We start from the raw sequence: 26,286 nt of genomic DNA on the forward strand, positions 1-26,286 counted from the left end.
TTGTAAACCGGCGCAAACGAACTGTGGAGGGTGAATGACGAGCCGATTAAAAGTGTCAGAGAAAACTCTTGAACTCAATATTAGTGCAGAAATCCTGCAAATGGTTCGCAGTTGGCCTGGTTGTGCCTGTGCTTTTTGGGTTGGTATGAAACAGGACCAAGAGGCGAAGAATGGTATCGACGAACTAATTCAAAATGTCCCGAGGGGGTTTCACCTGGCACTCCAGTTTAAGGCTCCGAAAGCCACTCCACCCAACCAAATTCCGTACCGATATACGATAAATGATAGGCAGAACGGCAACCTTCTCAGATTAGCAATAAACCGGCCAAATGCTGTCTATTATGTTTTCCCCATGTACAATACGTTCCAGAAGTTAAGGAATAATTCGCCCAATCTTCTTCAGGACACCTGGGCACTACAAGTTGCCGCAACCAAAAGCCTCCAGAAAGCTGGAAATTCCCAAGGTAGGCACGAAGTATATGCTTCGACCAACCCTCCGGGGGTTATTATATATTCAAACCCTTTCCCGGCTGATTTATCGCGTTTCTCAACAATACACGGGAACGTTTTTGAATCCCCAAGCGAGTACTTGCTCAGTCATACCGCCCTTAAAGATTGGCTTACTGAGCTGGTCAGCGGAAACCGGGTGAACCGACAGTCAGTTGGTCAACTGTTAAGGGGATTTTCTACCGTTTGCGTGCCAATTTAGGTAAGGCATACCTCCCAGTGTTCAAATTATTCAGGGGCACCAGGGCGGACCGCATAATAGAACTACTAACTTCATACTCTAAGCTGTTGATTTATTTCGTTATTCCTGCCATTTACGTTATGTGCATTCGTTGCCAGGCGTCAATCACCTTGAACACTTGTGGCAGAGCTAAAGGTATCAGAGTAAACTGCCGGTCTAGATTTTTCTTTAGTCGAGGGATAATAACCCCAGGTTTCCTTGTGGACGTTAAAGTATCCAAAAGCGACAAAATCAATTGGTCTCGCTGGTGCGTTAGCATAGCTTGCTTGAATAACCCGTATATGAACGTTGTTCCGACTATCAAAGCTGAGTTCTCTTCCGAATACGCACCACCTAGCATTTTAAGAACCGAAGTGAAAGGTGTTTTTGGTGTCCAACCCGAGCGCTTCGCTGCTTCGATTAATATGTGAGCATCTATGCTAAGGTTGCGATAGTTCAGGCTTGCCAATTGTATGACATAGTCATTATATCTATTTCGGTCCAGCGTTCCGTCTGTCAAACATTTAATCAATAGTGCCTGTGTCCACACACCCAGGGTCTTATATTCAATTCTTCCCAAAGAACGTAAACGTTCGTCATCTGTGAACAATACCGACCCCGATTCCGAAGCAATAAGCAAAGTTTCTGTGGAGGAAGCACCTATCAATTTTGCGAATTGTCGACGTTTTTCTCTTTTAACTGTCAATGCAGCTTTGCAGGGAATAATCTCGCAACGTTCCCCAATCCATTTGACAATACCTTCAAGGTATTCAAGATTACGCTTGATGTCTTCAGCGCTGATATCCTGACTTATGAATTTGTCTCCCTCTTTGCCTATTACTAGAAATCCTTTTGCCTGTATTCCTTTACGTTCGTTAATAACCTCAGAAAGTAGGTCAACAGTTGACTGAGCTAGACCAATTTTACCGAATCTTGTGACAATAAAATCTGCGGCACCGATGGCGTGGATGGTCATTATCGATACAACATCCGCAATTAACTTCATTTCAGGGGTTATAGCGGAATTAGCGAGGCTTAGTTCTTCATAACTGCCAACGGAGGCAATGATTCCAGGCTCAGGATTGCTTGTCAATCTATTCCAAACCTCTAGGGTGTTTCTACCAGCTAAATTTGCGAAAGCTCCGATAGTCACCTGCCCCGCTTTATATAGCTTTTCAACCAACAGACCTCTTTCATGCTGCTGGCCGATACTATCTAATACTGCCTGAAATCCCTCAGGGGTTGCTTCGTCTTTTTGTGGGGTATCAATTTTGACTTTCCACACACCCGTTGCATCCGGAAACCAAGTCTCAAAAGAAGCCAAACTCTCTTGAAACGCGTAAACGTACTTGCTCTTGATTTCGATAATTTTGCCGAATATCTTCGAGTATGGGCTATCAACTAAAATAACCGAATCACCCACAGACTTCCCAAGCATATTCTTGATTAGTTGGTGGTTGAGATTTAACTCACTCCGGTTTGCATCAGCGTCCTCGCGGTCTACTATTAGGTACCATTTTTTATGACCATCTTCTTCGATGCAGACCGCAGTATCAACCCCTACAACAGATATCTTTAGCCAGTCACCCTCGTCCTTTTCCCTTTGTAAGAACATGCCCATGTATTTCTGATGCGCCATTGGGGCATTAAAAAATGTCCTTCTTAATTCGTAAGAAACAGAAAGAGCATGGTACCCCCTATTGCGAGCCGCCAACAAGGCAGCATACTGGAGACCATGTTCCAATGTAACGGTTTTCAAATTGAATTCAGAATCTAAATACTTGTCGAGTTTCTCAAAATCATTCGACCTTAAATAGGTGACCGCCAGACGTAACTGGACGATTGAATTGGCTGGGAATTTTTCAAGGTATTCCTCACATATCGCTTTCGCGTTTGGTAGGTCTCCTATTTCTTCATAAATCGCTGATTCCATTTCTGCGGTATACTCGGTAACACCAAATTTCCGATGCAACGTTTGACAGATATTTAGTGCTTTGCCGAGCATCCCAGCCCGGTAGTATGCGTTCAAGAGACGTCGGGAAAGTGGGGTATTCAATGACGTATCAACAACACGTTCGTATAACAAAACAGCTTCTTCAAACTCTTGAATTTCATACAGTCCATCGGCTACTTCGAGTATTTGCGCCGGCGGAGTGGCCGCATTTATCCGGCCTTTCGCGTTCATCAATATGGAGATGGCATCACCTTTTTTGTTAGAGGCACTCTCGATTGCGGCGGAGTCAACTAAATATGCTATTTTGGAGGGATTCTGGGCTAAGAGAATGGAAGACACTTCTCCCGCATTTTTTACGTCTCTTTGGTCAATATACAGTCGAAGAAGCAGTCTGTACCCTTCCTCTTTGGTGACCTCATCAGAATCTCTCGCGATGAGCTTATTAATAACATCAACAGCCTGAGCGATTTCGCCTTCTCCGCGTAGAATTATTCCCAATAAAAGAGAAGCCTCGGGCAATTCGTCGGTCCCTACTAATTCTTTTAGGAGAGTTATGGCTTTCCGGTTTTCATTGTTTTCATGAAGAAGCATTGCTAAAACTTTTTTGCACGAATTGTCAGAAGGAACGATTTCAATAGCAAGCTTCACATCGGCAATTGCCCCGTCAATGTCTCCTATTTGCGCTTTACCAAGACCTCTGTTGACAAGCCAGTCGGTACGACAATGTCTAATACTCGTTGTTGCAACCTTATCCCAAGCTGAGGTGAGTAATTGAATTGCCCGTTGTATCTCGACCCGTTTCGATTCGTTGACCTGAACTCCGGAAAATGACACTTGGTCGTCTAATATTGTTTTAATTATAATGGTGCCGAGTCCAGCTTTCAGGTCAGGCGAATCACTCGAATCATTGTTGACTGCGATTTCAATCCACTTTTTCGACTCCCAAATATCGCCTTTCTTGTAAAATAGGTAACCAATGGCATTGGCGATTTCTGAAACTTTCCGCAAGGGTTCTGGTACCCTTTTTAACGTTTCTTCGGGATGTTCGGCATCTGGAGCACATTGAATTAGAAGTGAATGTGCAATTGTGTTGGATGGGTTCAGTTCCAACGCTCTTTGTAAGAGAGGCAACGCCTGTTCCGGTGAGTCCAACAAAATCTGCCCAAGCGCAGCGTTAGTGAGAGCTTTCTCATCGGTCGGATTGTATTGCAATGCTTCGATAAGTAATCTAGCACTTTCCTGACGTTCGTTAAGCATTCCTTTCGCCGAACCAATATTGGTGAGAATTCGATATTTCACAATCGGGGGAGAATTTGCCCAAATCCTGTCTTTCAACGTAGAGAGATAACTGATAGCTTCGACTGCGCCAAATGCCTTCAACAAAGCCCTTGAATGGTCTATCTCGGCCTGGTATTCCGGAACCAGTATTGCTGATGAAATATCCACATATGAAATGCCGCTAATTAATTCGGTTTTGGGCTGTGTGAATGCCTTTGATTTAATTTCGCCCGTATCTTCCAAAACTCTCTGAAGGTCTTCTTTGACTTCGTTAATCGCCTCTCTAAGGGGTGATTCTGGACAAAAGCCACTATAATATTTCTCAACGATATCGGGGTACTCGTCTAATTTCTCTAAGATATCGTCCCAGCTCCATACACGGAACGGAAAAAGACCTTGTAAAAGATGTTTATCGGTAATGTTTCGGCCTAGTTGTTGGATTTTTGCATCTCTTTTGCCTGACGTCGCAATCGCAAAAGATTTTAGAGAAGGCTTAAACGATTTCGCCTTCTCTACTTCACTTTCAACTTCTTCTTCGGTTAGAGATTTCTCAGCGTAGTTGTCTTTTCCTTTGCATTGAACCCCAGCCCAAGATGTTCCCTGGTTTGGTCTGCCGAAAATGTCAACACCATGTTGTGGTTGTCCCTGCCTACCGTTCTTTTGAGTATCAGGGTCTTTCCAAATCGCTCTCCAAAGGTCACAACAAAGTGATTCAAAATCCTGCCAGTTCGCAGGAGGGGGAACCTGAAAGCTGGAAAGTCTGTCCATGTAGCTCCGCTCCGAAATGCCCGTTTGCGAGTCCCAGTCTGAGTTGGAGGGGCATCATCCCCCTAAAGCCGGTATTGATGGTTGTTTCGCGCAATTCTACCACTAGACAGCAGTGCCTTAAAGGATTATCCTTTTTTGAAAATCGGTTTGTGTCACGGAACCCCGATTGAATAGTGCTGATGTACACAATGAGTAGTTGCAGTCTCACGAATATATTGGCCGGGTCGAGTTGAACCCAATCAAGAAGTTTGGATTTGGATAAAGTAAAACGCCATGCCGACAGTCCATGACTTAATATATCTAAATCGAGACTTCCGTAAATTGCTTGAAACTGGATTGGAACGAGCCAGCCCATTTCCTCCTCATTGTTGGCCGTTGTTGTATTTGGCTGTGAAAATAGCTCGACACCAAGAAGCTCTCGAAGTCCTCGCTTTGAGGGATTTTGGTAGCGAGGGTGGAATAATCCTCAGAAGTATGTTTGAAGCGGCAGCCAACATACTCTGGATATCCAAAGACCCGGCACCGCGACTCACCAGATTCGTAGCCTTTCTCGCGTTTGACTCACAGAAATATCGGGATGCCTCACAAAAATGGGACGCCATGTCTCATCTGAGCGCCAAATACCGGCAGCGAATCGAGCAAGAGTTTGAACAGCTTAAAAAAGAAGCAAAACAAATCGGAGACGAATTCGGCTTCAAGTCTTATGAACACTGGTCGGGTCTGAGCCTAAAAACCATGTGTAAAGAGATTGGATGGCTAGAACGATACGATTTTTTATACAAAACCTACTCAGACGTCAGTCACTCGAATATTATCTCGTCCAATAAATATCTGAAATTCAGCGAATCAGGTGTCCGGCTTAACCGTGAACCGCAAGGTGATGAATGCGCGATGTGCCTGTGCGAGGCATATTATTATCTTTGGGCATCCTTCAGCTTCCTCGATATATTCCTGAACCTTGGGATGGAATCGATGCTCGAACATGCATACAGTAGAATACCAAAGACGTAGAAGAAAATAGCACATGAACAGTTCGGTTGGAGTCGATGTCAGTAAAGGCCGTTGGTTGGCAGTTCAACTTTTCGACGATGCATCTTGGGACGTCGACCTGTTCCCTACCTTCACAGAACTCTGGAAAAATTACCAAGAAGCGAAATGGATTCTTGTTGATATCCCCATCGGTTTAATCGATGAAGGAGCGCAGCGGGCTTGTGATACGATGGCTCGCTCTCTCCTGGGGGACCGTCAATTCTCGGTGTTTCAGGTCCCTTGTAGGGCAGCTTTGATGGCCGACTCCTGGGGGGAGGCTTGTGAAATCAACCGTAGTAAAACCGGGCGGCGAATGTCCAAACAAACTTATGCCATTATGCCGAAAATTCGAGAAGTCGATGAGTTCCTTCAAGCCACCGTTGAGGCTCGAAAAAAGATTTTGGAAATCCATCCCGAGCTGTGCTTCTGGGCATTAAACAATTCCAAACCCATGGAACACAACAAGAAAACGGAGCCTGGATTCAAAGAACGCTTAAATATTTTAAAGAAACACCAACCTAAAGTCGATGACATTCTTACCTGCGCCCTAGCTCAGCCCAACTGGAAAATCGCAAAAGATGATATCGTCGATGCTCTTGTTGGCGCTATGGTGGGTCTCCTTACTCAAGGACAACTCACAACTTTGCCCGACGACCCAACTCTTGATTCCACGGGCCTTGCCATGCAAATGGTGATTCCTGCAAAGACCTATATGCGAGGAGAAGCAAATGAACAATGACACGAATCTTACCCTTACGTTTGATGGCTCTTTTTTGGAAGACCACGCTCGTCTCATCATGACGGATGCAAAGACGGCTTTGGTTGAGTTAATTGCAAATTGCTGGGATGCGGGTGCAAACCGAATTGATATCGTTTGGCCTGACCCTGCGCCGGATAATCTTAAAATTAAAGACGATGGGATAGGGATGAGCCGTTCAGAATTTGAACGACGTTGGCTGAGGTTTAACTACGACAGGAAAAGAGAACAGGGAGAACAAGTCATATTTCCCGTGGGAAATATAGCTAGCCATAGGAGAGCTTTCGGTAGGAATGGCAAAGGCCGTTTTAGCATGTTTTGTTTTTCAAATGAATATTTTATCGAAACCTGGAAAGACGGAAAATCGAATACGTTTTGCGTGAAGCGAAATAACGGTTTATCCGCTCTGCCTTTTAATATCACTCATGTCAAAGAAATTGATAAACCCGGACATGGTACAGAAATATCTGGAGAACTCGTCAGGAACCACCTCTCGATTGACACAATCCGTGATTTGATTGGGTCTAAGTTCATTACCGACCCGACTTTCAATATTTATGTCAATGAAGAATTGGTAAAACTTACAGACCTTGAACATTTATTTGACAGGCAGACAATATTCGTCGCGGATGTTGGAGAAATTATAATCTCATGCATTGATAGCCATAAAGTCGGAAGAACGAGCAAACAACATGGAGTCGCTTGGTGGGTACAAAAAAGGCTCGTGGGTGAACCTTCGTGGAGAGGTTTTGATGATGATGCATATCTGGACGCTCGCTCCACTGAAGCCAAACGTTATACTTTCGTTGTGGAAGCAGACATTTTAATCGATGATGTAAGAGAGGATTGGGGCGAATTTAAGGATACAGAAAGGTTTAGGCAAGCTAACCGCGCTGTTAGGAATGCAGTTCTTAAAAAACTTCGCGAACTTATGGTTGATGAGCACAAATCTGCCAAAATGGCCGCTGTTCGCGAAAACAGAAGGGAAATGCAAAGCCTTTCACCCGATTCAAGACTTCATGTAGGTCAATTCATTGACACTGTTCAAGCAAGAATCCCCACTATCAACCAAAAGGTGCTTTCCACCACTGTAGAAATCCTTTCAAAATTGGAACAATCTCGTTCAAAGTACGCATTGCTGGACCAATTAATGAAACTGAATCCAGATGATATCGACAATTTAAATGACATTCTTTCAAATTGGTCAGTCCAAGAAGCTAGGATTGTGCTAAATGAGCTCCAAAACAGACTAAAGTTAATTGAATCTTTAACTGGGTTGGTCGATAACCCAGCCGCCGACGAGCTACATCAAATTCATCCCCTGTTTAGTCAAGGCCTTTGGATTTTTGGACCAGAATATGAGTCCATTCAATTCATTTCAAATGTCACGTTACTTCGAGTGATTCAAGATTTATTCCAAGATAATCAAACAGTTAAGTTGGATAATCCGAAGAGAAGGCCAGATTTCGTTATATTACCCAATTCCACGATTGGCGTTTATGCGAGCGACGATTTCAATCGAAAGGGCGAAGTCAATGGTTTTGCCAAAGTATTAATTATCGAGCTAAAAAAAGGTGGTTCTGAAATTACTGTAAAGGAAAGGCGCCAAGCTGAAGATTACGTATTAGAATTGAGGAAAAGTGGAAAAATTCAACCAACTACTGAATTAGTCGCGGTGGTATTGGGTAGTAGAGTGTCCGGAGATTGTACTGAAGTCAATTGGCCAGAGCAAAATACCCGAATCACCCCATATTCATATAGCGTCATTTTGAGGTTCGCTCATGCAAGAACATTTAACTTACTTGAGAAAATAAGGAAAGCGAAAGATATCGAACTCTCCGACCCAGAAATTGACCGTGTTTTACAGGTGGAAACGCAAAGCCAATTTGTGTGAGCTTGTGCGTTCGGGTGACATCTTCTTTTCACCAAGATGTTCGATATTTTAGACCAAAGTAGATTTTAGTTTTAGCCGTCCGCCAATACCTCGGGATGAGTTTTAATGTATTCTATTATTTGTCGGGCTGCCACATTGCCTGGGTATTTGATGAGGGCATTGAATACATATCTTCTGACACTTTCATCCTCACGACCATCCGCCAAAACATAAGCCATTGACTTCACAGCAGTATCATCATTGATTCTGCCCAATGCCATGGCAGCAGTTATTCTTATTCGTAATTCTTGCGATTTGTTAATGAGCAACTCCAAGAGTTTTTTTGTAGCCCGCTTGTCCTCAATTTCTCCGAGTGCGAACAACAACTCACACTGGATTCGGTAATCGGCGTCGGAGGATAACGGTTGGGGTTTTAAAGCCATTAATAATGGTTCCACAGCTTTGCCATCTTTCAATTCGCCAAGTGCATGAATGGCATGCAATATTTCACTTTCAACATTGGAATTCTGCACAATGTCGATTAGTGTATCTAAGTTGTGATTTTCTTGAACCATGACGACATCCTAATAGGTTGACTTTCCGCGATATTCTATGTCCATGTTTGAGAAGTGTCAATAAGTGTTCCAAATAGTACCAAAGTGCCACATTGTTAACCTCTGATTATTATCAGAGGAAAGTAGGAGTGAAACAACAAGTGGCACGAAAAAAGATAACCGCCAACGAAGAAAACGTAGAATCGCCATTTTATACTTTCACCGAAGCCCAGCAATTCCTAAAAGTCAGCCACCAGACTATTTATAGGCTTATGCAAAAGGGGCTTCCATCACACAAAGTTGGTAACAAAAGGGTATTTATAAAAGCAGACCTGATAAAATGGGTCCAGGAGCACTAAACCCGTCTTTTAGCCCTCACAATCTATATCTGAAGATTAACGAGCATGTCGGACGACTCTGAGAACGAACCTCTAGAACTCCCAGATGCGATATATTTACCGTTTCATCAGCTACCGGGAGTAAAAATCGCCGGTTACGCATTTGCGTGTGTTGAAAGAGCCTTAAAATACTCAGAAGAATCCCGAGTCGTATATGCTGGAATTGTACAGACTTGGGATTTACCTGGGTGCCAATCGTTAATTGAAGAGATGGCAACCCCAACCGAGGATTTCAATACGTGGCAAAAGAGCCTTGACAAAGCTACGAAGTTCGGTACCTTACTTCCTGACTGGCCAACGTCCTGGGTGGACGTCTTTGCGAAAGTCAAAGATAATTCAGGCTTTGAGGCGTTATCAGAGCAGGCTCAGTACTTCGTAATAATGGCATTCAATCGTAAAGAGGACTTGGCTAACAATAAACCCAAAGTGAAACCTTTCATTCCCGGTCAAGAACCATACCTTTTCATGGCTGTCCTAATCAGCTCGCTGTTGGATTATTTGGCCAAAGTCCCGACAGGGGGTCCCAAGGTATGGTCCAGCGAATCATTGAGTGGATTTGTACATTTTTCCCAAGACGTTCGAGCAGGCTCTTCTGCCACACGGAGGCAACGGGCAATTCGGAATAGGATTCGGCATGAAGGGTACCGTATCAAACATAGAAGCAAGATTCAAGAAGGTGCCGACACATGGTTTAAATGCCGCGTAAACCCAGGCACGATTGAGGCCTATCTGAATGATGTATCCAAAATAGGTAAAGCCCTAGAACGTAGTAATGTTGAAACCATGATTGCGCCGTATGACCAGGCCACAGGATACCCTCGTAAATGGCGTAAGTAATCCCTGATTCCCATCAGCATATCAGTAAAACCGCCTTAATGGGCGGTTTTCTATTTGTACAAAAAAGTAATACATACATTTCTAATTGAATATGGCAGTATTTCAGCATGAACGATGTACTGGTTCTAACCGGTGTGAATGAAGGCCTAAAAATCAAACTAACGCGAATTGCTAAGGGTCTGCGTCAGATAGACGTAGCCGCAGCTGCTCGGGTAGATTGCATCGATATCACGCGACTTGAAAAGGGCCGTTTTGTTCTACCCGCCAGACAAAAACGGGTATTGGCTGTTTTGGGAATCAGCGATGACATCGAGGAAAAGGGAAACCATTGTTGAACCTGGCAATGTTGTTGGGCTGAATGAATAACGATTGTTCTTTGGTTTTAACGGTCACAGAAGCTGCCAAGCTACTTCGCCTCGGGCGCTCGTTAACCTACGAACTCTGCGAGAAAAACGCTTTGCATGGTACCGCCATTCGGTTCGGAAAAAGATGGCTAGTTTCCCGGTCAAAATTATTGCGTCTAATCGAAGGTAACCAAGGAAGGTCAGAAGATGTCCCTTCAGGATAACCGCCTTCCACCCCACGACCTTGCTGCGGAAGAAGCCGTCAACGGCTCGCTGCTCATCAATGATAACGCAATCCACGAAGTTGCCCCATTCTTAAAGCCAGAAGACTTCTTTTCAGAACCCGGAAGGTTTGTCTACGAAGCCGCCTTAGATTTGTTTCAGCGGGGGGAACCAATTGACCAAGTTACGATGGCGCAGGAACTGGAACGCCAGCAACGGTTAGAGCGCGTTGGTGGGGCCGCCTACCTGGTTCACCTGCTAGGCGTCGTACCTACCTCATTGGACGCCGGCCACTACGGCAAAATCGTGCGTAACAGTTCAATAGCCCGCTCGTTGGTGGTTGCTGGCACCCAAATTACAAACCTCGCCTATGACGAAGGGTGCACCGTGGACCTCGGTACCGCGGTGAATAAAGCAAAAATGCTCATTGCCGGTATCGAACAGCAGGTTGGTCCGTCATTCATCGACCACCCCGAATTTTCGGTTTTAGGCAACGATTCCTTTAGGGCTCACTGGCAAGGACCATCTGTCACTATCGAGCTTTCACGCCTTCAGCCAAGTGGCAATGTCGAAATCGAGGTCATCCACGGGGTCAACGGTCACTCCAAAACCCTGGTGGTGGCATCGCATAACCTGCTCCGACAAAACGAGTTCTTCAACCTTATAAAAGCTTTGGAAGGCTCTAGGGTAACCTTTCCATGGAGAGAGGGACTCACCAAGGCATTTGCAATGGCCATGCAGCATTTTAAGGAAGGAACCCCTTCTCAGAAAGTAGGCCGGAAACCGGAGGGTATGTCTCAGACTTGGCAGGTTTATCCGATTTCTGAACGAGGGCAAATCACCGAGGTCTACGGAGCCGGCGGTGGCCTGAAAACCTATCTCGCTATTTACAACATGTTGGGATGCCAACTGTTACCGTTCTACCCCAAAATCAGTGACTACTTCAGCTCTCTCGGTCTAATTCCTATGCAAGCTAATGGGCTGTACCTAGATTGGGAGTCTTCAAAGGAGTCGATGGACCGGCGGTGTTGGGCGATAAAGGCGGGTTGGGGTATCACAAACGACAGCGATGACGAGTGTTTTGAATACCTGTCCTGCGACAAGCCGCTGCTATACGAGATGGATAGGATTCGCCGGGTGATTGAATCCCGCGATATCACGTTCGTTGTCATTGACAGTCAGATGGCCGCGTCCAGGAGCGGCACCAACCCAGACCAGCTCGCGGGGGAGTTCTTCAATGCAGTTCGTACGCTCGGCTGCACTGCATGGGTAGTAGACCACAGTACCAAGGCCGACGCGAGGGGCGATACGCTCGAAAGTTCAGGGCCGTTTGGCTCGGTCGTCAAGTACAATCGGGCAAGGGCTGTTTGGGAAGTCCGAGGAACCCATACCGAGGGTGATGAGTTCTATGACCTCTCCCTAAAGAACGTCAAGAACAACGATAGTCAGCTATTCCATACCATAGGCATCCGGGCTCGGTTTTACAATACTCCCATTCCGTCTCGGGTACTTCAGAAGGTCGAGTTTGAGCATCTAAATTTGCTGAACGACTCCCCAGAATTGGCCCAAAGGACCGTCGGTATCCGAAGGCTTGCCATCGACTATTTCACCAAGACCGGCAACAAACGAATTTCTATCGAGAAATTGGCCGCTGCAATCGGCAAAGCTGAAGCATCGGTCCGCGCCGAATTGTACCGCCAAAAAGGAACTTTCGACAAAAACATGGAAGGCCTATGGGGATTAATAGACCCGTTGCAGCATATCGAATAGCAACACACATTAGCACACCCCTTAAAGGGGGTGGTGCTAATGCTAATGCTAATGCTAATAATGCTATAAGCTGTGCTACTCGATGTTTGTAGCATGCTATTAAAACGCTGGGCTAATCAAATGGCTAGTACGACAAGGCGCGACGCCGGGACACATGATAGTTCGGGGTTCTCCGCTAGTTATCTGATGCAATGGCTGTCGCCAACACCGGGGGGGAGATATGGCACCATTAATCGATATCAATGACGACCACGGGCAACAAGAACGGTCCGAGCATATGGCTCGCTTGGCTGCGGAAAAGGAGGCCGCAGCGTATTTTGCGAATATCAAAAAAGCTTCGGACAACTTTAAGGTCATTCTGGCCAAAGAAAAGGAACCGGAAGTAACAACCCCGCAATGGTTACGGCCATATTCCCTCGACATTTGGGGCAACATACCATTTCCACCAAAAGATTGGATGACTGATGAGACTAAAATCAAAATCGCTCTGAAAAAAGCAACCCTACCAAGCGAATACGGAAAATACGTAAACCATCGCGTTTCTCACAAGGCATTTTACATACCCAGGGCATTTTATGAGGCGGTATCCCTAGCCACTCCCAGTTCGACCGGTCACCATAGTTCAAAAAGCCGGATTCCTTCTTTAGTCTGGGAAGTTGGTGTGCATATTATTTCGACCATAGATTTCCATGAAACTCCAGGGGTCATTCGAGTTCCAAGATATGACTTTACACAACAAATTCGGTGCGTTCCAGAATGCTTGGGTGAGATGTACGCTGGACCCGAATTTTGGAGCTATCAAAAAGCATTCATCACTCCTGTCTTGCTCTTAGCCAAGCTCGCCTGGGGGAAAGAAAAGATGCCCGGCGTAGATGTCGTTAGACGTGTCACCCCTTGGACCAGGTATGAGATTGAAAGTACGGGCCGTGAATTCAGCGTACATGACGATTTTGCGCGTCTCCTCCAGGAAGCGACGAAAAAGGCATCCCTTGATAAAGCGCTTCTAAATATGGGGATATGCGACGTTCAAACAGCCCAGCTTATCAAGGTCGAGCTTGAGCGATTGAAGGCACTTGTGGCTCAATCATCTTATCTCCCAGTTTTCGTAAAATCAGAAGATGTCTGTGACAACGGCTATGTTGACCTGATGGGCACCTTGGCTGCATTAGGATTTCCCAAAGCTGAGGCGGCTCCAGTTGCTAAGCAGGTTTGTCAGAAATACCCTGAAGAACCCCTTGAAAAAAAAGTCGCTATCGCCTTGCAGTTACTGGGTCGATGATTCAAGCAGAAGAAAAGAGTCCATTTGTATCGAAATGGTAAACATAAGGCGAACATAGATAGATTTTATAGATAGAAGGAGGAGAGACAACAATAATGACAAGGCGCCACGTTAACACAGGATTGTTCTTAAACTGCGAGTGCGGCGCAAAGGCGGTCATTTTAAACGATGGGGATTGCAAATGGCACAGCCATTGTGCCGGTTGTGGTAAGTTGAGTTTTTTTTCAAGCCCGCAGATTTTAGGCCGGGCGAAAGTCGGGGGTGGGTTGTGCCCGCACAAACCACCTGAAAAAAAATGTGCGAACGGCACAACGACCACTTGGTGTGAAATTTGCCGAATCCGAACTTTCTCACCAATTAAACAAAAGTGACCAATTTGATTAGCCCTATAAAGGAGGATGAAAATGAATGAAGGTTCAGCGATGGTTGTTTCGCCACAAGGACTAAACAAAACTTCAAAAGTGTTAGCCATTCAAAAGGGAGAGGCCGGAACGGCAACTTACGTCCCACACCTCAGCCTCCCCCAGGTCAAGATGCTGGCGGCCTCCGCCGCACATCTCGGAGAGGGCCACTACGGCGACCGCAACGAACTCTTAGTTCTAATCACTTTCGATGGTTGCTTACGTTGTAGCGAGACCATCGGTCTCAGGGTGCGCGACATCGACCGCAACGATGACGGCTGGGTTGTCAGGATTCTGGGCAAGGGCCACAAGGCCGGTGTGGCCGCCATTTCTCCATCACTTGCTGCCCGGCTCCAGGCCTTCGCGTACCGTCAGAAGCTCAACCCGGATGACAGACTTTTCCCATTTTCTAGGTCCCGGGCATACCAGATAATCTGCGCAGCTTACGACGGCTGCCCTGAACTTTATAAACCGTCCAAGGAGAAAGACCGTGTTGGTGCGGTCCATGCATTACGCCACAGTGGAGCCATCGAAAGACTCCGTGTGACAAGGAATCCAACGGCCGTGCAACATCAGCTTCGACACCGTTCGGCAGTCATGACTCTAAAATATTTTCGAACTCTCACAATCGATGAGTCACTCACCCAGCAAAAGGCGGTTGACTTTGATTATTGATGTCATTGTAATTGCCCGAAGTTCGGATTCAAGTCCCATTAAAATGCCCGCGGGATTATTACTTTGATATTATATATGTATGTCTATATAATCTAGACATGGAAGATAATTATGTGCGACTCCCAATCTATTTGTGCCAGCGCTGTCGACATAGGTGGGTACCAAGGTCAGACCGAGTCCCACAAAGGTGCCCACGATGTAATTCACCATATTGGCAAAAGCCAAGATGGAAAGGACTGAAGAGGGTTAAGGCAACCGAAGAGGAGGATAAAAAAGATGGCACAAAGAAGTAAGGGCGCGGGCCGCGTTATCGACCGAGGTACCGACAAGCACGGGAACAAAGTCTGGGCGGTAGCCGCCGAACTACCCAAGACCCCAGAAGGTAAACGTAGCCAAGTATGGCGGACGGTTCGTGGGAATCGCCGTCAAGCCGAGAAAGCCCTTCAGAGTCTCCAATCTGAGATTCAGCGAAAAGAAGTAGTTAAACCTTCTAGGGGCACTCTCGCAGTATTCATGGCTTCCTGGCTCAACGATAACCTTAAGGCAACAGCAAGCCCCAAGACATTCCAGAATTATTCATCCATGCTTTCAGCCCACATCACACCATCTGCACTAGGCACAATGGCGCTGGGTGATATTGACCCGAACGCAGTTCAAGCTTACATCAACTCTAAACTCAAAGCGGGCTTAAGTGCCAGGACAGTTCGCCATCATTACGCCCTGATTCACAGGGCTCTTGAATTGGCAACACGCTGGGGAATGATAACCCGGAATCCTGCTTCAATCATCGACCCGCCACGATTCAAGCGGCCTGAAATGAACACTTTATCCGAAGAACAAATCGGTCATGTTCTAGCTGCCGTTCTGGGGTCGATGTATCATCCAATCTATGCTACGGCAATATTTTCCGGAGCTCGCCGGAGCGAATATTTGGCATTGCGCTGGGGTGATATCGATTTCAAGTTTGCTTCGATGAGCATATCCAGGTCGATGCATTATGTTGGTGGCAAAATCGTGTTTACCGAAACGAAGACGGCCAAATCGCGGCGCCTAATAGTGCTCACTCCTACTCTCATTGAGATTCTCACACGCCACTTTGAGGAGCAGCGCGCCCTGGCTGACAAACTGGAGCGACCTTTCAATCAGGACTCGCTCGTCTTCTGCCATGCCGATGGCTCACCAGTGTTACCAGACTCAATAACTCAGCATTGGGCTCGGGTCTGTAAAAAGCTCGGTTTCGATGTCCGGCTCCATGATGCACGTCATACCATGGCGACTATAATGTTAAAACAGGGAGTACATCCGAAAGTTGTCGCGGAAAGGCTCGGCCATTCTTCTGTGAGCCTCACTCTGGACACTTACTCTCACGTTACCCAGAGCATGGGTAAGGTCGCCGCTTTCCAACTCGACCAGGCCATTGCCGAGGCAATCGCTAAAGCTGGCGCAATCTAAGAAAGCGTGCAAAAAAGAGTGCAAAAATCAAAGAGCCCTCTTAAAAAGAGGGCTCTTACGTTTACAAATTGGTAGCGGGGATAGGATTCGAACCTATGACCTTCGGGTTATGAGCCCGACGAGCTGCCACTGCTCCACCCCGCGACGGAAAACTCTTAATTATCCCATTTCAGCGCAGCGCTGTCAATGTGAGAGCAGCCGCGCTCTGCAATATAACCCGGTTGCCACGATCCCGGCTTTAGTTTATAATTATTCGTCTCCAATGTTATGTCATCTATCTTTCTGCCGTTGACCAGATAATCCTTTGCCGCTATGCCAGACGACGTGACGCAAACTCATTTTGATATCGACGCCGTTTTGGGCGGATTCGGGCGCGATCGCGCGAACCTCATCCCGGTTCTGCAAGCGGTTCAACAGCATATTGGTTACCTATCGGTCGACGCCGTTTCCTCCGTAGCCGAATACCTGGGGTTATCGGAGACGACCGTCCACAGCGTCGCCTCCTTCTATACCCAGTTCAAATTCAAACCCTCCGGCAAGAACGTTATCAAGGTCTGCCGCGGTACCGCCTGCCACGTAGGCGGCGGCGAGCGCATTCTGGCCGAGATCGAACGACAACTGGGCATCAAACCCGGCGAAACCACCCCTGATCTCCAGTTCACCATCGATACCGTCGCCTGTATCGGCGCCTGCGCCCTTTCGCCGGTGGTCATCGTCAACGAGAACATTCACGGCCGCGCTTCGGTGAACAAGATCCTCGAAGCCGTGGCGGAGAAGAAAGACGTGGCGTACTGCCGATGCCCGTGACGTCGGATTTCGCAACGCTCCAGGCAGAAGCCAAAGCGTCATGGCAGGCGCTGATCGATAGTCCCACCCCACATATCCTCATCGGCACCGCCACCTGCGGCAAGGTTTCCGGCGCCATGAGCGTCTACGACGCCATCCTCGCCGCCCTTGAAAGGCTGGGCATCAAGGCTACCGTAACCCAGGTCGGCTGTTTCGGCATGTGTTACGCCGAACCGACGATGGACATCGTTCTTCCCGGATTGCCGCGGGTCAGTTATGGCTTTATGACCCCTGAGAAAGCCGGCCGGATCATCGAGGATTTCATCATCAACGGGAACCCCAGGCCGGACCTGGCGCTGTGCACCATCGGCCCGGGCCTCATCGAAGGCATTACTCCTTTCGACGAGATGCCGATGCTGAAAGACCAGCACCGCATCGCCCTGCGCAACGGCGGCCATATCAATCCGCTGCGAATCAGCCATTACATCGCCCGTGGCGGCTATGCGGGTCTTTATCGGGCTCTGTCTTCCATGACGCCGCAGGAGGTTATCGACGAGGTCTCGAAGTCTGGCCTCCGGGGGAGGGGCGGCGCCGGTTTTGCCACCGGCCAGAAGTGGCAGTTCTGCCGGAATGCCCAGGGCTCGCCCAAGTACATGATCTGCAATGCTGACGAAGGCGATCCCGGGGCGTTCATGGACCGTTCCATCCTGGAAGGCGATCCTCATTCGGTAATCGAGGGGCTCATTATCGCCGCTTACGCTATCGGCGCGTCCGAGGGGTTCATCTATGTCAGGGCGGAGTATCCCCTGGCGGTTTCAACGGTCAGGCATGCGGTCGAACAGGCCAGGGAGCGCGGTTTCCTGGGCACAAACATCATGGGTTCCGGCTTCGATTTCGATGTCAGGATAAAAGAAGGCGCCGGAGCGTTCGTCTGCGGTGAAGAGACCGCTCTCATGGCCAGCATCGAAGGCCGGCGCGGCATGCCCCGTTCCCGCCCGCCCTTCCCCGCCCAATCCGGCCTCTGGGGCAAACCGACGACGATCAATAACGTCAAGACACTGGCAATGGTCTCGTACATCCTTGCCGAGGGCGCTTACCGGTTCGCTGGTCTCGGCACCGACAAGAGCCAGGGTACCTGCGTATTCGCCTTGGCCGGGAATATCAACCACATGGGCTTGATCGAAGTGCCCATGGGGACGCCGCTTGATGACGTTATCTTCAAAATCGGCGGCGGCATTCCCAGGGGCAGGAAGCTCAAAGCCGTTCAGATAGGCGGCCCTTCGGGCGGTTGCCTGCCGGCTGATCTATCGGCCACGGGGCTCGATTACGAATCGCTCATCAAATCCGGGGCCATAATGGGCAGCGGCGGCCTCATCGTCATGGATGAAGGCAACTGCATGGTGGACGTGGCCCGCTATTTCCTGTCTTTCATCCAGGCCGAGTCCTGCGGCAAATGCACCCCCTGCCGGCTGGGCACCAAGCAGATGCTTGATATCCTCACCCGGATAACTAAAGGCGAGGGCAAATCAGAAGATATCCCGGCGCTCGAGGAACTGGCGAAACAGATCAAGGTTTCCTCACTCTGCGCCCTGGGCGGCACTTCCCCCAACCCGGTACTGACAACCCTGAAATATTTCCGGGACGAGTACGAAGCCCACATCAATGAAAAACGCTGCCCCGCCGGCGTGTGCAAAACTCTGATCAAGTATGCGATTGTCAACGATAAATGCAACGGCTGCCGCCTGTGCGAAAAAGCCTGTCCGGCGAAGGCGATCACTTTCGTCGGCAAGCGTAAGCCTGTCATCCTCGACGAAACATTATGCAATCGCTGCGGCATCTGCCGCGACGTCTGCAAGCTGGACGCGGTGGCGGTAAAATGATCGAACTCCGCATCAACGATCAGGTTATCGAAGCGGCGGAAGGCCAGACTGTCCTGGAAGCCGCCCGCCAGGCCGGGATCTACATCCCCAGCCTGTGTTATTCCCCCGATCTCAAACCCTACGGCGGTTGCCGCATGTGCATCGTCGAGATCGAAAAAATGCGGGGACTGCCCACCGCCTGCACTACCCCGGTAGCCGCCGGCATGGTAATCCGGACCGAAACGCCCGCTTTGACCGATGCCCGCAGAACCGTCCTGGATTTGCTCCTGGCCGAACATCCGCTCGATTGCGCTTCCTGCGTCAAAGACGGACGGTGCGAACTCCAGGACGCGGCCAAGCACATGGGGATTACCGTAAGCAGGCTGCCTGTCAGCGCCCGAATCCAGGCGATCGACGATTCCAACCCGTTCTTCAAACTGGACCGCAACAAGTGCATCCTGTGCGCCCGCTGCACCCGCGCCTGCGACGAGATCACCGGCAACAATGCCATCGAGATTGTCGACCGGGGTTACGGAAGCAAAGTCGGCACCGTCGTCGATCGTCCCCTCACCGGGACCAACTGCGCCTCCTGCGGCGAATGCGTCACGCAGTGTCCGGTCGCCGCCCTGGTTCCCAAGGATCATGTAAAGCCTGACGGTGTGGTATCCACGGTTTGCCCCTATTGCGGCGTCGGTTGCGGCATAAAGCTTGAGCTGTCCGGCGGAAAGATCGTCTCCGTTTCAGGCGACACCGGTAATCCATCGTCGAGAGGCCGGCTGTGCGTCAAAGGCCGATTCGGCATAAAAGACTTCGTGCATCATGCCGACCGGTTAACCACGCCGCTCCTGAAACGTGATGGACAATTCGTCGAGTCCGCCTGGGATGAGGCGCTGGAATACGCCTGTTCCCGGCTGTACCAGTTCAAACCCGGCGAAGTGGCTGTCATCGCCTCTGCCAAAGCCACCAATGAGGAGAATTACCTCATTCAAAAGTTCGCCCGGGCGGTTTTGAAAACAAACAACGTGGACCATTCCGCCCGCCTGTGCCACGCCCCCACCGTGGCCGGCCTCGCCGCCGCCTTTGGTTCGGGAGCCATGACCAATTCGATAGGCGATTTGAACCAATCCGGGTGCTTTTTCGTCCTCGGCGCCAATACCTCGGAAACCCACCCGGTTATCGGCTTCGGTATCAAGCAGGCGGTGAAGAACGGAGCAAAACTCATTGTTGCCAACCCCGTGAGGATCCCCCTCGTCCGCTACGCCGATATTTTCCTGCAGCATCATCCAGGAACCGATGTCATGCTACTCTCGGCGATGTGCAAGATCATTATCGACGAGGAGTTGCTCGACCGGAATTTCATCGATTCCCGGACCGAAGGCTACGAGTCCCTCGCAAAATCTCTGAGAAAATTTGATCTCGACCACGCCGCCGCCGTCACCGGCGTCGCGTTAGAGGACATCCGAATGGCCGCCCGCCTTTACGCCGGCAGCAAGACTGCTTCGATCCTCTACGCCATGGGCATTACGCAGCACCGCCACGGCACCGACAATGTTTCTTCTGTTGCCAACCTGGCCATGCTCACCGGGAACCTGGGCAAACCCGGGGGCGGGGTGAACCCGCTCCGGGGACAGAACAACGTCCAGGGGGCTTGCGACATGGGCGCCCTGCCGGACGTCTTCACGGGTTACCAGAAGGTCTCCGATGAAGTTGCCAAAACCAAATTCGAAGCCGCGTGGGGAGTGTCTTTGCCATCGGAACCGGGACTTACGCTTCTTGAAATCATCGACGCCATCGACCGCAAAAAGATCAAGGCTCTTTATGTAGTCGGCGAAAACCTGATGCTCTCCGACCCCGACATCAACCGCTTGAAAAGAGCTTTGGAGAAGCTGGAACTCTTGGTAGTCCAGGATATTTTCATGAACGAAACGGCTGAAATGGCCCACGCGGTTCTGCCGTCGACGACTTTCGCCGAGAAAGAAGGTACTTTCACCAACACTGAACGCCGGGTACAACGCCTCAGGAAAGCGGTTAACCCGGTTGGATTCTCAAAACCGGACTGGTGGATCACCGCCCAGCTCGGAAAACGCCTCTGCGGCAAGGGTTTCGGTTTTTCCGGCCCTGAGGGCATCTTTGAGGAAATAACCACACTGACCCCGTCATATGCCGGAATCAGCTACGACCGGTTGGACCAGGGCGGCCTTCAGTGGCCTTGCCCCTCCCCGTCCCATCCCGGCACCCCGATCCTCTACGTCGGGAGTTTCACCCGCGGCAAAGGCGTCTTCAAAGCTGTTAAATTCGTGCCCCCGGCGGAATTGCCGGACGATACATATCCATTCATCCTGACCACCGGCCGCAGCCTGTACCATTTCCATACCGGGACCATGACCCGCCGGGTCAAGGGTTTGAATGCTCTTCAACCAACCGAAACGCTTGAGATTTCAGGCGTTGATGCCTCAAACCTAGGCATCAGCGATGGTGAGTCGGTGAGGGTGACTTCCCGGCGCGGTTCGGTTACCGCTAACGCCGTGGTCAGTAAGCGGCCGAAACCGGGTACGATATTCATGACCTTCCACTTCCCCGAAACCGCCACCAACATCCTCACCAATCCGGCGCGCGACCCAGTCGCCAAGATACCGGAACTCAAGGTGGCGGCTGTCAAAATCGAGAAGGTATAATAGCCGCGTGAAACAGTATCTCGGCGTCGATATCATCGAGATCAGCCGCATCGAAAAGGCCATCGACCGTTGGGGTGACGCCTTTCTCGACCGTATTTTCACTCCCGCCGAGAAAGAAAAGTACCGTAACCGGCCGGAGTCGCTGGCCGCGCGTTTTGCCGCCAAGGAAGCCGCGGTCAAAGCCCTGGGCTGCAACGAGATAATCTATCGGGATATCGAAATCGTTGCCGATGCCGGGAAGCGCCCCGAGATAAGTTTGACAGGCCGCGCGGAGGTTTTCGCCCGCGATTTGGGCATCGCCAATTTAGCGGTCAGCCTCTCCCACAGCCGGGATTATGCGGTTGCTGTTGTCTCAGGATTCAGTTAACCAAATTCGCCCGCAGAAATAATAAAGAGGGAGGCCGTTTGGCCTCCCTCTTGTTTTTTCCGAAAGATGAGTACTAGGCCGCTTTGGGTTTGGATTTCAGGACCAACCCAAGGACGATCAACACGGCACCGAGGGCGATGGCGCCCCAGAAACCATAAACGCTGGCCCATACGATTTTGTTCATATTGGCTTTGCCGTCGGTGACCATTTCATCGATAGTAGCCTGGGTGAAATGGCTTTCGTTGATGAGAACCGCCATTGATGACCCATTGGCTAACAACTGATTTACAGTGGTGGTGAGTTTTGAATCAATGGGAGTACCGGACACGGGTTCAACTTTGATTGTAGCCGCGACATCGATTTTTTGTGTAGCATTAGTAGGACTTGTATTGCCTTTTGAATCAATCTTGAACACGTAGACTTTTAGACCATTAACGGTCTCTTCACCCACAAAAGTGGCAGGAAGAGTGGAATTGGTGGTCGCTACCCAGTACTGATAAGTTTCTTTTTGAACATCTAAAGGGAAAGTGAATTGACCACTTCGAGTTTTGTCGCCTCCGGGCAGGTTAACTCTCGTAGTACGATCAATCGCATAAGTCTCGTGAGAATCTAGCGCAGCAAGTGATGCAGCACCTGGTGCTGACGATAAAGGTGCGCCATTTGCGGCGAGGAAAAACGTGATGTCTTGCTTGAGCACAAGGGCATCAGCAGAATTAACCTCGGTACCGGTAAGCACGCGGTCCATTTTCGTTGCGATTGGAACCATTGCATTAGCTGCTTGATTGAATACCTGAACCTGGCCTTCGAAATGGTACACGACCGAATAATCCGCCGGCATTTTCGCCATCCCCGGGAAAATGAGGTAGAGCCAGACCATCGCAAACGCGACAACCAGGACGCCAAGGGCTACCAGTGCTCGACGCATCGACGACCCCTTTCCTCATTGAACAGATTGAATGGCTGTTCAATATAATATAATGGCGACCATCATAGGGCTAATATGTCTCGCTGTCAATAGATTTAATGAACTATCGTTCAATATTATTCAAGGGAGAGACCAATCGCCGAGACAAACCGACATTATTCCCGCGTGGCGGGAATATCGCGTCTTGAAGGCCGATACTTGATTAACAAAGCCGACACAGCCCCCGCCACCGCGACGAACATGGCCACCGTCATCGCGGTGGATATTGCGCCATTGAACTGTTCCCGCATGATCTGGCCTATCAGATCCTGGAGAAACGAGGGCGCATCGGAAAATGACGGGCCGGTCATCCCCCCCTTGCTCACTGCTTCCAGCATGGCGTCCTTGGCGGATTGCGGCATGAAGGGAATATAACCGAAAAAATATTTCAAATTCGCCACTAATTGAAACTGCAGCACCGCCCCTAACGCCGATATTCCAAGGGTCGCCCCCACCTGGCGCATTGTCGTTAAAACCCCGGACGCCGCGCCGGAACTGGCCACAGGTGCCGAACCCATAACCACCGTACCAAGAGGAGCCATTACCAATCCCAGTCCGACCCCGGCGCCCGCCATGGGTAACGCTATTTCCACCCAACCCGTATTCATCCCCAGTTGTTTCAGGAAATAAAAAGCCCCGGCCACGATCAACATGCCGGCGGACATCGCCCATCTCATAGGTATATGGTCGGCCAATCGTCCGGCAAGAGGCGAGACGATCATCAATGCCAGCGGCAGGGGCAGCACCAGTAGTCCCGCATGCATCGGCGTGAACTGCCTTACCATCTGGAGATACATCACGGACAGAAAGATCCCTCCCACCAGGCAGAACATGAGTAGCAGACCCAGGATATTGCCGGCGGTGAACGACAGGTTGCGGAACAGTGAAAGTTCGATCAGCGGCGCGGCGCTCCTGGCTTCAACTGTGATGAAAACAGCTCCGGCCAGCAGGCTGATGCCAACCAGAGTCAGCGTCACCGGCGACGTCCAACCAAAAGACTGGCCTTCGACAAGCGCATAAGTCAGGGTACCCAAACCAATGGAAGCGGTGACGATTCCGGGGTAATCGATACTCTTTCCGGAGCCGGGATCTCTGGATTCGGGTATGATCTTTCTGGCCGCAACCAGCGCCGCCAGCCCTATCGGCAGGTTGACCAGGAAAATCCATTGCCAGCCAAGGCTGCCCACCAGCAAGCCCCCGATGAGCGGCCCCAGGGCGGCGGCGGCTCCGGCGGAAGCACCCCAGATGCCCATCGCCAGCCCGCGCTGGCCACCGTGGAATGTTACGTTCAAAATAGAAAGCGTTGCCGGCATCATCGCCGCGCCGCCGGCAGCCTGAAGGACCCTGGCGGTTACCAGCCATTCGATGCCCGGCGCCAGCCCGCACAGCAGGGATGCGCCGGTGAAAAGACCGAGGCCGAGGGTGAAGAGTTTTTTTCTCCCGAACATGTCGCCTAACCGTCCCATGGTGATAAGAAGGACGGCAAAAACAAGGACGTAGGCGTTCAGAATCCATTCGGCGTCCGCCAGTGAGGCGGACAACTTGTCCATGATGTCCGGCAAGGCAATGTTGACGATCGTCACGTCGAGGTTGATCATGAACAGCGCCGCCGACAGGACTGCCAGTATCAGCCATTTGTTATGGCTTCTGCTTTGAGCTAAAGCAACATCTTCGGAAAACATGAGCGCCCAATTCTATCGGCGCCATAGCTTTATGTCAAAGAGCCTGGGTCCGGGCGGTAGTGAAATTCGGTATTGTGTGCATGTTTGAAGCATTGGCAATTGCTCCGGCTATCCGAAGACGCTCTGCCGTTTCTTTCAATTCCATGAAATGCTAGAATATCAATTGACTGAAACTGTTTCTGATCAGGAGTTTTGAAGGCATGTCCGGACATTCCAAGTGGGCCAACATCCAGCATGAAAAAGGCGCCGCCGATGCCAAGCGCGGCCAGGTCTTCACCAAGCTTTCCCGTGAGATCATCATGGCTTCCAAGGAAGGCGGCCCCGAACCAGATATGAACGCCCGGTTGCGGCTGGCGATACAGAAGGCCAAGGACGCCCGCATGCCCGCCGACAATATCGATCGGGCCATCAAGAAAGGCTCCGGGCAGCTTGAAGGCGAAGTCATGGTTGAACTGACCCTCGAGGGTTACGGCCCGGGAGGCGTCGCCGTGCTCGTCCAGGCGGTGTCGGATAACCGCAACCGCACCGTTTCTGACGTCCGGCACCAGTTTACCCGCAGCGGCGGGGCCATGGGCGAGGCCGGTTGTGTCTCCTGGATTTTCGACTCAAAGGGTTCGATCATCCTCAAAACCGACGGCGGGGATCCGGATGAGTTGACCCTGGAGGCGATCGACGCCGGCGCCGATGACGTGAAGCAGGAAGAAGACGTACTGGAAGTCATCACCGCGCCCGATCAACTGGAGAAGGTGCGTAAGGCTCTGGAAGCCAAGAAGCTGCATGTCGAATCGGCCAGCATCGAAAAGCACCCCCGGACCCAGGTCGAACTCAACGAAGAAACGGCGATTCAGGTGCTCAAGCTCCTCTCCAACCTTGAAGACATGGATGACGTCCAGAACGTCTACTCCAACGCCGATTTCGATCCGGCGGTCGTCGATAAATTTGCCTCGGGTTAAGCTCCGGCTTTCTTTGCCCTCGATGATTGAGGGAACGAACGAGAGCGTGATCGAGATCGGACTGTCAGAATCATGAGAATAATCGGCATCGATCCCGGCACCCGCTGCCTCGGCTATGGCATTATCGACACATCGGGTAGCGAAGCCGTTTACGTAAGCGCCGGCGCCGTCACCTGTTCCGACAAACTCCCGATGACCGGCAGGTTGGTCCGTCTCTACGCTGAACTCTCCCGGATTATCGCCGAAACCCGCCCCGATTGCGCCGCCGTCGAAACCCCGTTCTTTTCAGAAAACGCCCGCTCGGCGCTAGCCGTGGGTAAAGCCCAGGCCGTAGCCATCTTAGCCGCCGCCAATGCCGGCCTTCCGGTTTTTGAATATCCCCCAGCCAAGATCAAAGCCCATATCTCCGGCTTCGGAGCCTCCGACAAGGACCAAGTATCGCGCATGGTCGTCCTTCAGCTGGGATTGTCCCAGGCTCCAAGTCCCGCCGACGCCTCCGACGCCCTCGCCTGCGCCTTATGCCATCTCCAGGAAATGCAGACGTCCGCTGTTATCAACCGAAATTCCAATCCCTGATCTGGATCGTCACCCCCTAAAACCCATGCTCTCATTTAGGGTCCGTCTTTCCGGATGTTGCATCTTCGTTAGCTCAGCCATTCGATTTATTACTTATGTGTCATCA

Annotated in this window: 23 protein-coding genes and 1 tRNA gene; 18 read left to right on the forward strand and 6 right to left on the reverse strand. The window is 50.2% G+C overall.

Features of this window, described 5'->3' with window-relative positions:
* The first annotated feature begins 34 nt into the window (after positions 1–34).
* Positions 35–709: a hypothetical protein gene (locus Dform_RS05630; RefSeq protein ID WP_076004143.1), complete on the forward strand. Its 675-nt coding sequence runs from the start codon at positions 35–37 to the stop codon at positions 707–709.
* Positions 710–821: 112 nt separating this feature from the next.
* On the opposite strand, the gene Dform_RS05635 is transcribed toward Dform_RS05630, so the two are convergent.
* Together Dform_RS05635 and Dform_RS11375 are read right to left on the reverse strand one after the other, a co-directional pair.
* Positions 822–4,727, reverse strand: coding sequence for a tetratricopeptide repeat protein (locus Dform_RS05635; protein WP_076004144.1), 3,906 nt, complete (start codon positions 4,725–4,727; stop codon positions 822–824).
* Positions 4,672–5,082 (reverse strand): hypothetical protein, encoded by a 411-nt coding sequence (locus Dform_RS11375; protein ID WP_158513473.1) that lies wholly within the window; start codon positions 5,080–5,082, stop codon positions 4,672–4,674. The genes Dform_RS05635 and Dform_RS11375 overlap by 56 nt, the downstream gene beginning before the upstream one ends.
* On the opposite strand from Dform_RS11375, the gene Dform_RS05640 reads away from it, so the two are divergent.
* Genes Dform_RS05640 through Dform_RS05650 form a run of 3 tightly spaced genes read left to right on the forward strand, consistent with a single transcriptional unit; the run spans position 5,001 to position 8,407 of the window.
* The gene (locus Dform_RS05640) at positions 5,001–5,738 is read left to right on the forward strand and encodes a DUF5677 domain-containing protein (protein ID WP_076004145.1); all 738 of its coding nucleotides are present in this window, start codon (positions 5,001–5,003) and stop codon (positions 5,736–5,738) included. The genes Dform_RS11375 and Dform_RS05640 overlap by 82 nt on opposite strands.
* Positions 5,739–5,751: 13 nt before the next feature.
* On the forward strand, positions 5,752–6,495 hold the full coding sequence (locus tag Dform_RS05645; RefSeq protein WP_076004146.1) for a DUF429 domain-containing protein: 744 nt from the start codon (positions 5,752–5,754) through the stop codon (positions 6,493–6,495).
* Positions 6,485–8,407, forward strand: coding sequence for an ATP-binding protein (locus tag Dform_RS05650; protein WP_076004147.1), 1,923 nt, complete (start codon positions 6,485–6,487; stop codon positions 8,405–8,407). The genes Dform_RS05645 and Dform_RS05650 overlap by 11 nt, the downstream gene beginning before the upstream one ends.
* A 71-nt stretch (positions 8,408–8,478) precedes the next feature.
* Here the strand turns inward: Dform_RS05650 and Dform_RS05655 are convergent, their stop codons facing one another.
* A complete protein-coding gene (locus Dform_RS05655) occupies positions 8,479–8,961 on the reverse strand; it encodes a HEAT repeat domain-containing protein (RefSeq protein ID WP_076004148.1) in 483 nt (160 codons plus the stop codon).
* 140 nt (positions 8,962–9,101) lie between these two features.
* On the opposite strand from Dform_RS05655, the gene Dform_RS11805 reads away from it, so the two are divergent.
* The 8 genes from Dform_RS11805 to Dform_RS05695 all read left to right on the forward strand — a co-directional run bounded on the left by Dform_RS11805 (position 9,102) and on the right by Dform_RS05695 (position 16,318).
* The gene (locus Dform_RS11805; protein WP_225973744.1) at positions 9,102–9,299 is read left to right on the forward strand and encodes a helix-turn-helix domain-containing protein; all 198 of its coding nucleotides are present in this window, start codon (positions 9,102–9,104) and stop codon (positions 9,297–9,299) included.
* Between the two features lie 45 nt (positions 9,300–9,344).
* Positions 9,345–10,175, forward strand: a complete 831-nt coding sequence (locus Dform_RS05665; RefSeq protein WP_076004150.1) for a hypothetical protein — start codon at positions 9,345–9,347, stop codon at positions 10,173–10,175.
* A gap of 107 nt (positions 10,176–10,282) precedes the next feature.
* Positions 10,283–10,510 carry a helix-turn-helix domain-containing protein gene (locus tag Dform_RS05670; RefSeq protein ID WP_076004151.1) on the forward strand — a complete coding sequence of 76 codons (228 nt, stop codon included), beginning with the start codon at positions 10,283–10,285 and terminating at the stop codon, positions 10,508–10,510.
* Between the two features lie 23 nt (positions 10,511–10,533).
* Positions 10,534–10,743 (forward strand): helix-turn-helix domain-containing protein, encoded by a 210-nt coding sequence (locus Dform_RS11810; protein ID WP_076004152.1) that lies wholly within the window; start codon positions 10,534–10,536, stop codon positions 10,741–10,743.
* Entirely contained in the window at positions 10,727–12,511 is a 1,785-nt protein-coding gene (locus Dform_RS11110) for a DnaB-like helicase N-terminal domain-containing protein (RefSeq protein ID WP_076004153.1), read from the forward strand. Before Dform_RS11810 ends, Dform_RS11110 begins: the two co-directional genes overlap by 17 nt.
* Positions 12,512–12,731: 220 nt before the next feature.
* Positions 12,732–13,790, forward strand: a complete 1,059-nt coding sequence (locus Dform_RS05685) for a Holliday junction ATP-dependent DNA helicase RuvA (protein ID WP_076004154.1) — start codon at positions 12,732–12,734, stop codon at positions 13,788–13,790.
* Positions 13,791–14,194: 404 nt separating this feature from the next.
* Positions 14,195–14,866, forward strand: coding sequence for a site-specific integrase (locus Dform_RS05690; protein ID WP_076004155.1), 672 nt, complete (start codon positions 14,195–14,197; stop codon positions 14,864–14,866).
* Positions 14,867–15,142: 276 nt separating this feature from the next.
* Positions 15,143–16,318: a tyrosine-type recombinase/integrase gene (locus tag Dform_RS05695; RefSeq protein WP_076004156.1), complete on the forward strand. Its 1,176-nt coding sequence runs from the start codon at positions 15,143–15,145 to the stop codon at positions 16,316–16,318.
* A 69-nt stretch (positions 16,319–16,387) separates the two neighbouring features.
* On the opposite strand, the gene Dform_RS05700 is transcribed toward Dform_RS05695, so the two are convergent.
* Positions 16,388–16,462, reverse strand: a tRNA-Met gene (locus Dform_RS05700).
* Between the two features lie 168 nt (positions 16,463–16,630).
* Here Dform_RS05700 and nuoE point away from each other — a divergent pair.
* Genes nuoE through acpS form a run of 4 tightly spaced genes read left to right on the forward strand, consistent with a single transcriptional unit; the run spans position 16,631 to position 22,005 of the window.
* On the forward strand, positions 16,631–17,125 hold the full coding sequence (nuoE, locus tag Dform_RS05705) for an NADH-quinone oxidoreductase subunit NuoE (protein ID WP_076004157.1): 495 nt from the start codon (positions 16,631–16,633) through the stop codon (positions 17,123–17,125).
* Complete coding sequence (gene nuoF / locus Dform_RS05710; RefSeq protein WP_083635373.1) at positions 17,116–18,984, forward strand: NADH-quinone oxidoreductase subunit NuoF; 1,869 nt, start codon at positions 17,116–17,118, stop codon at positions 18,982–18,984. The genes nuoE and nuoF overlap by 10 nt, the downstream gene beginning before the upstream one ends.
* The gene (fdhF, locus tag Dform_RS05715) at positions 18,981–21,638 is read left to right on the forward strand and encodes a formate dehydrogenase subunit alpha (protein WP_076004158.1); all 2,658 of its coding nucleotides are present in this window, start codon (positions 18,981–18,983) and stop codon (positions 21,636–21,638) included. The genes nuoF and fdhF overlap by 4 nt, the downstream gene beginning before the upstream one ends.
* 7 nt (positions 21,639–21,645) lie before the next feature.
* Positions 21,646–22,005 carry a holo-ACP synthase gene (gene acpS / locus Dform_RS05720; RefSeq protein WP_076004159.1) on the forward strand — a complete coding sequence of 120 codons (360 nt, stop codon included), beginning with the start codon at positions 21,646–21,648 and terminating at the stop codon, positions 22,003–22,005.
* A gap of 73 nt (positions 22,006–22,078) precedes the next feature.
* Here acpS and Dform_RS05725 read toward each other — a convergent pair whose 3' ends face one another.
* Both Dform_RS05725 and Dform_RS05730 read right to left on the reverse strand, forming a co-directional pair.
* Positions 22,079–22,930, reverse strand: coding sequence for a porin PorA family protein (locus Dform_RS05725; RefSeq protein WP_076004160.1), 852 nt, complete (start codon positions 22,928–22,930; stop codon positions 22,079–22,081).
* A 155-nt stretch (positions 22,931–23,085) separates the two neighbouring features.
* Positions 23,086–24,651 carry a DHA2 family efflux MFS transporter permease subunit gene (locus tag Dform_RS05730; protein WP_076004161.1) on the reverse strand — a complete coding sequence of 522 codons (1,566 nt, stop codon included), beginning with the start codon at positions 24,649–24,651 and terminating at the stop codon, positions 23,086–23,088.
* A 200-nt stretch (positions 24,652–24,851) separates the two neighbouring features.
* Here Dform_RS05730 and Dform_RS05735 point away from each other — a divergent pair, with 200 nt between their 5' ends.
* Positions 24,852–25,604 carry a YebC/PmpR family DNA-binding transcriptional regulator gene (locus tag Dform_RS05735; protein ID WP_076004162.1) on the forward strand — a complete coding sequence of 251 codons (753 nt, stop codon included), beginning with the start codon at positions 24,852–24,854 and terminating at the stop codon, positions 25,602–25,604.
* Between the two features lie 72 nt (positions 25,605–25,676).
* Positions 25,677–26,180 (forward strand): crossover junction endodeoxyribonuclease RuvC, encoded by a 504-nt coding sequence (gene ruvC, locus Dform_RS05740; protein ID WP_076004163.1) that lies wholly within the window; start codon positions 25,677–25,679, stop codon positions 26,178–26,180.
* The last annotated feature ends 106 nt before the right edge of the window (positions 26,181–26,286 follow it).

It is taken from the genome of Dehalogenimonas formicexedens (assembly GCF_001953175.1).
Classification (GTDB): Bacteria; Chloroflexota; Dehalococcoidia; order Dehalococcoidales; family Dehalococcoidaceae; genus Dehalogenimonas; species Dehalogenimonas formicexedens.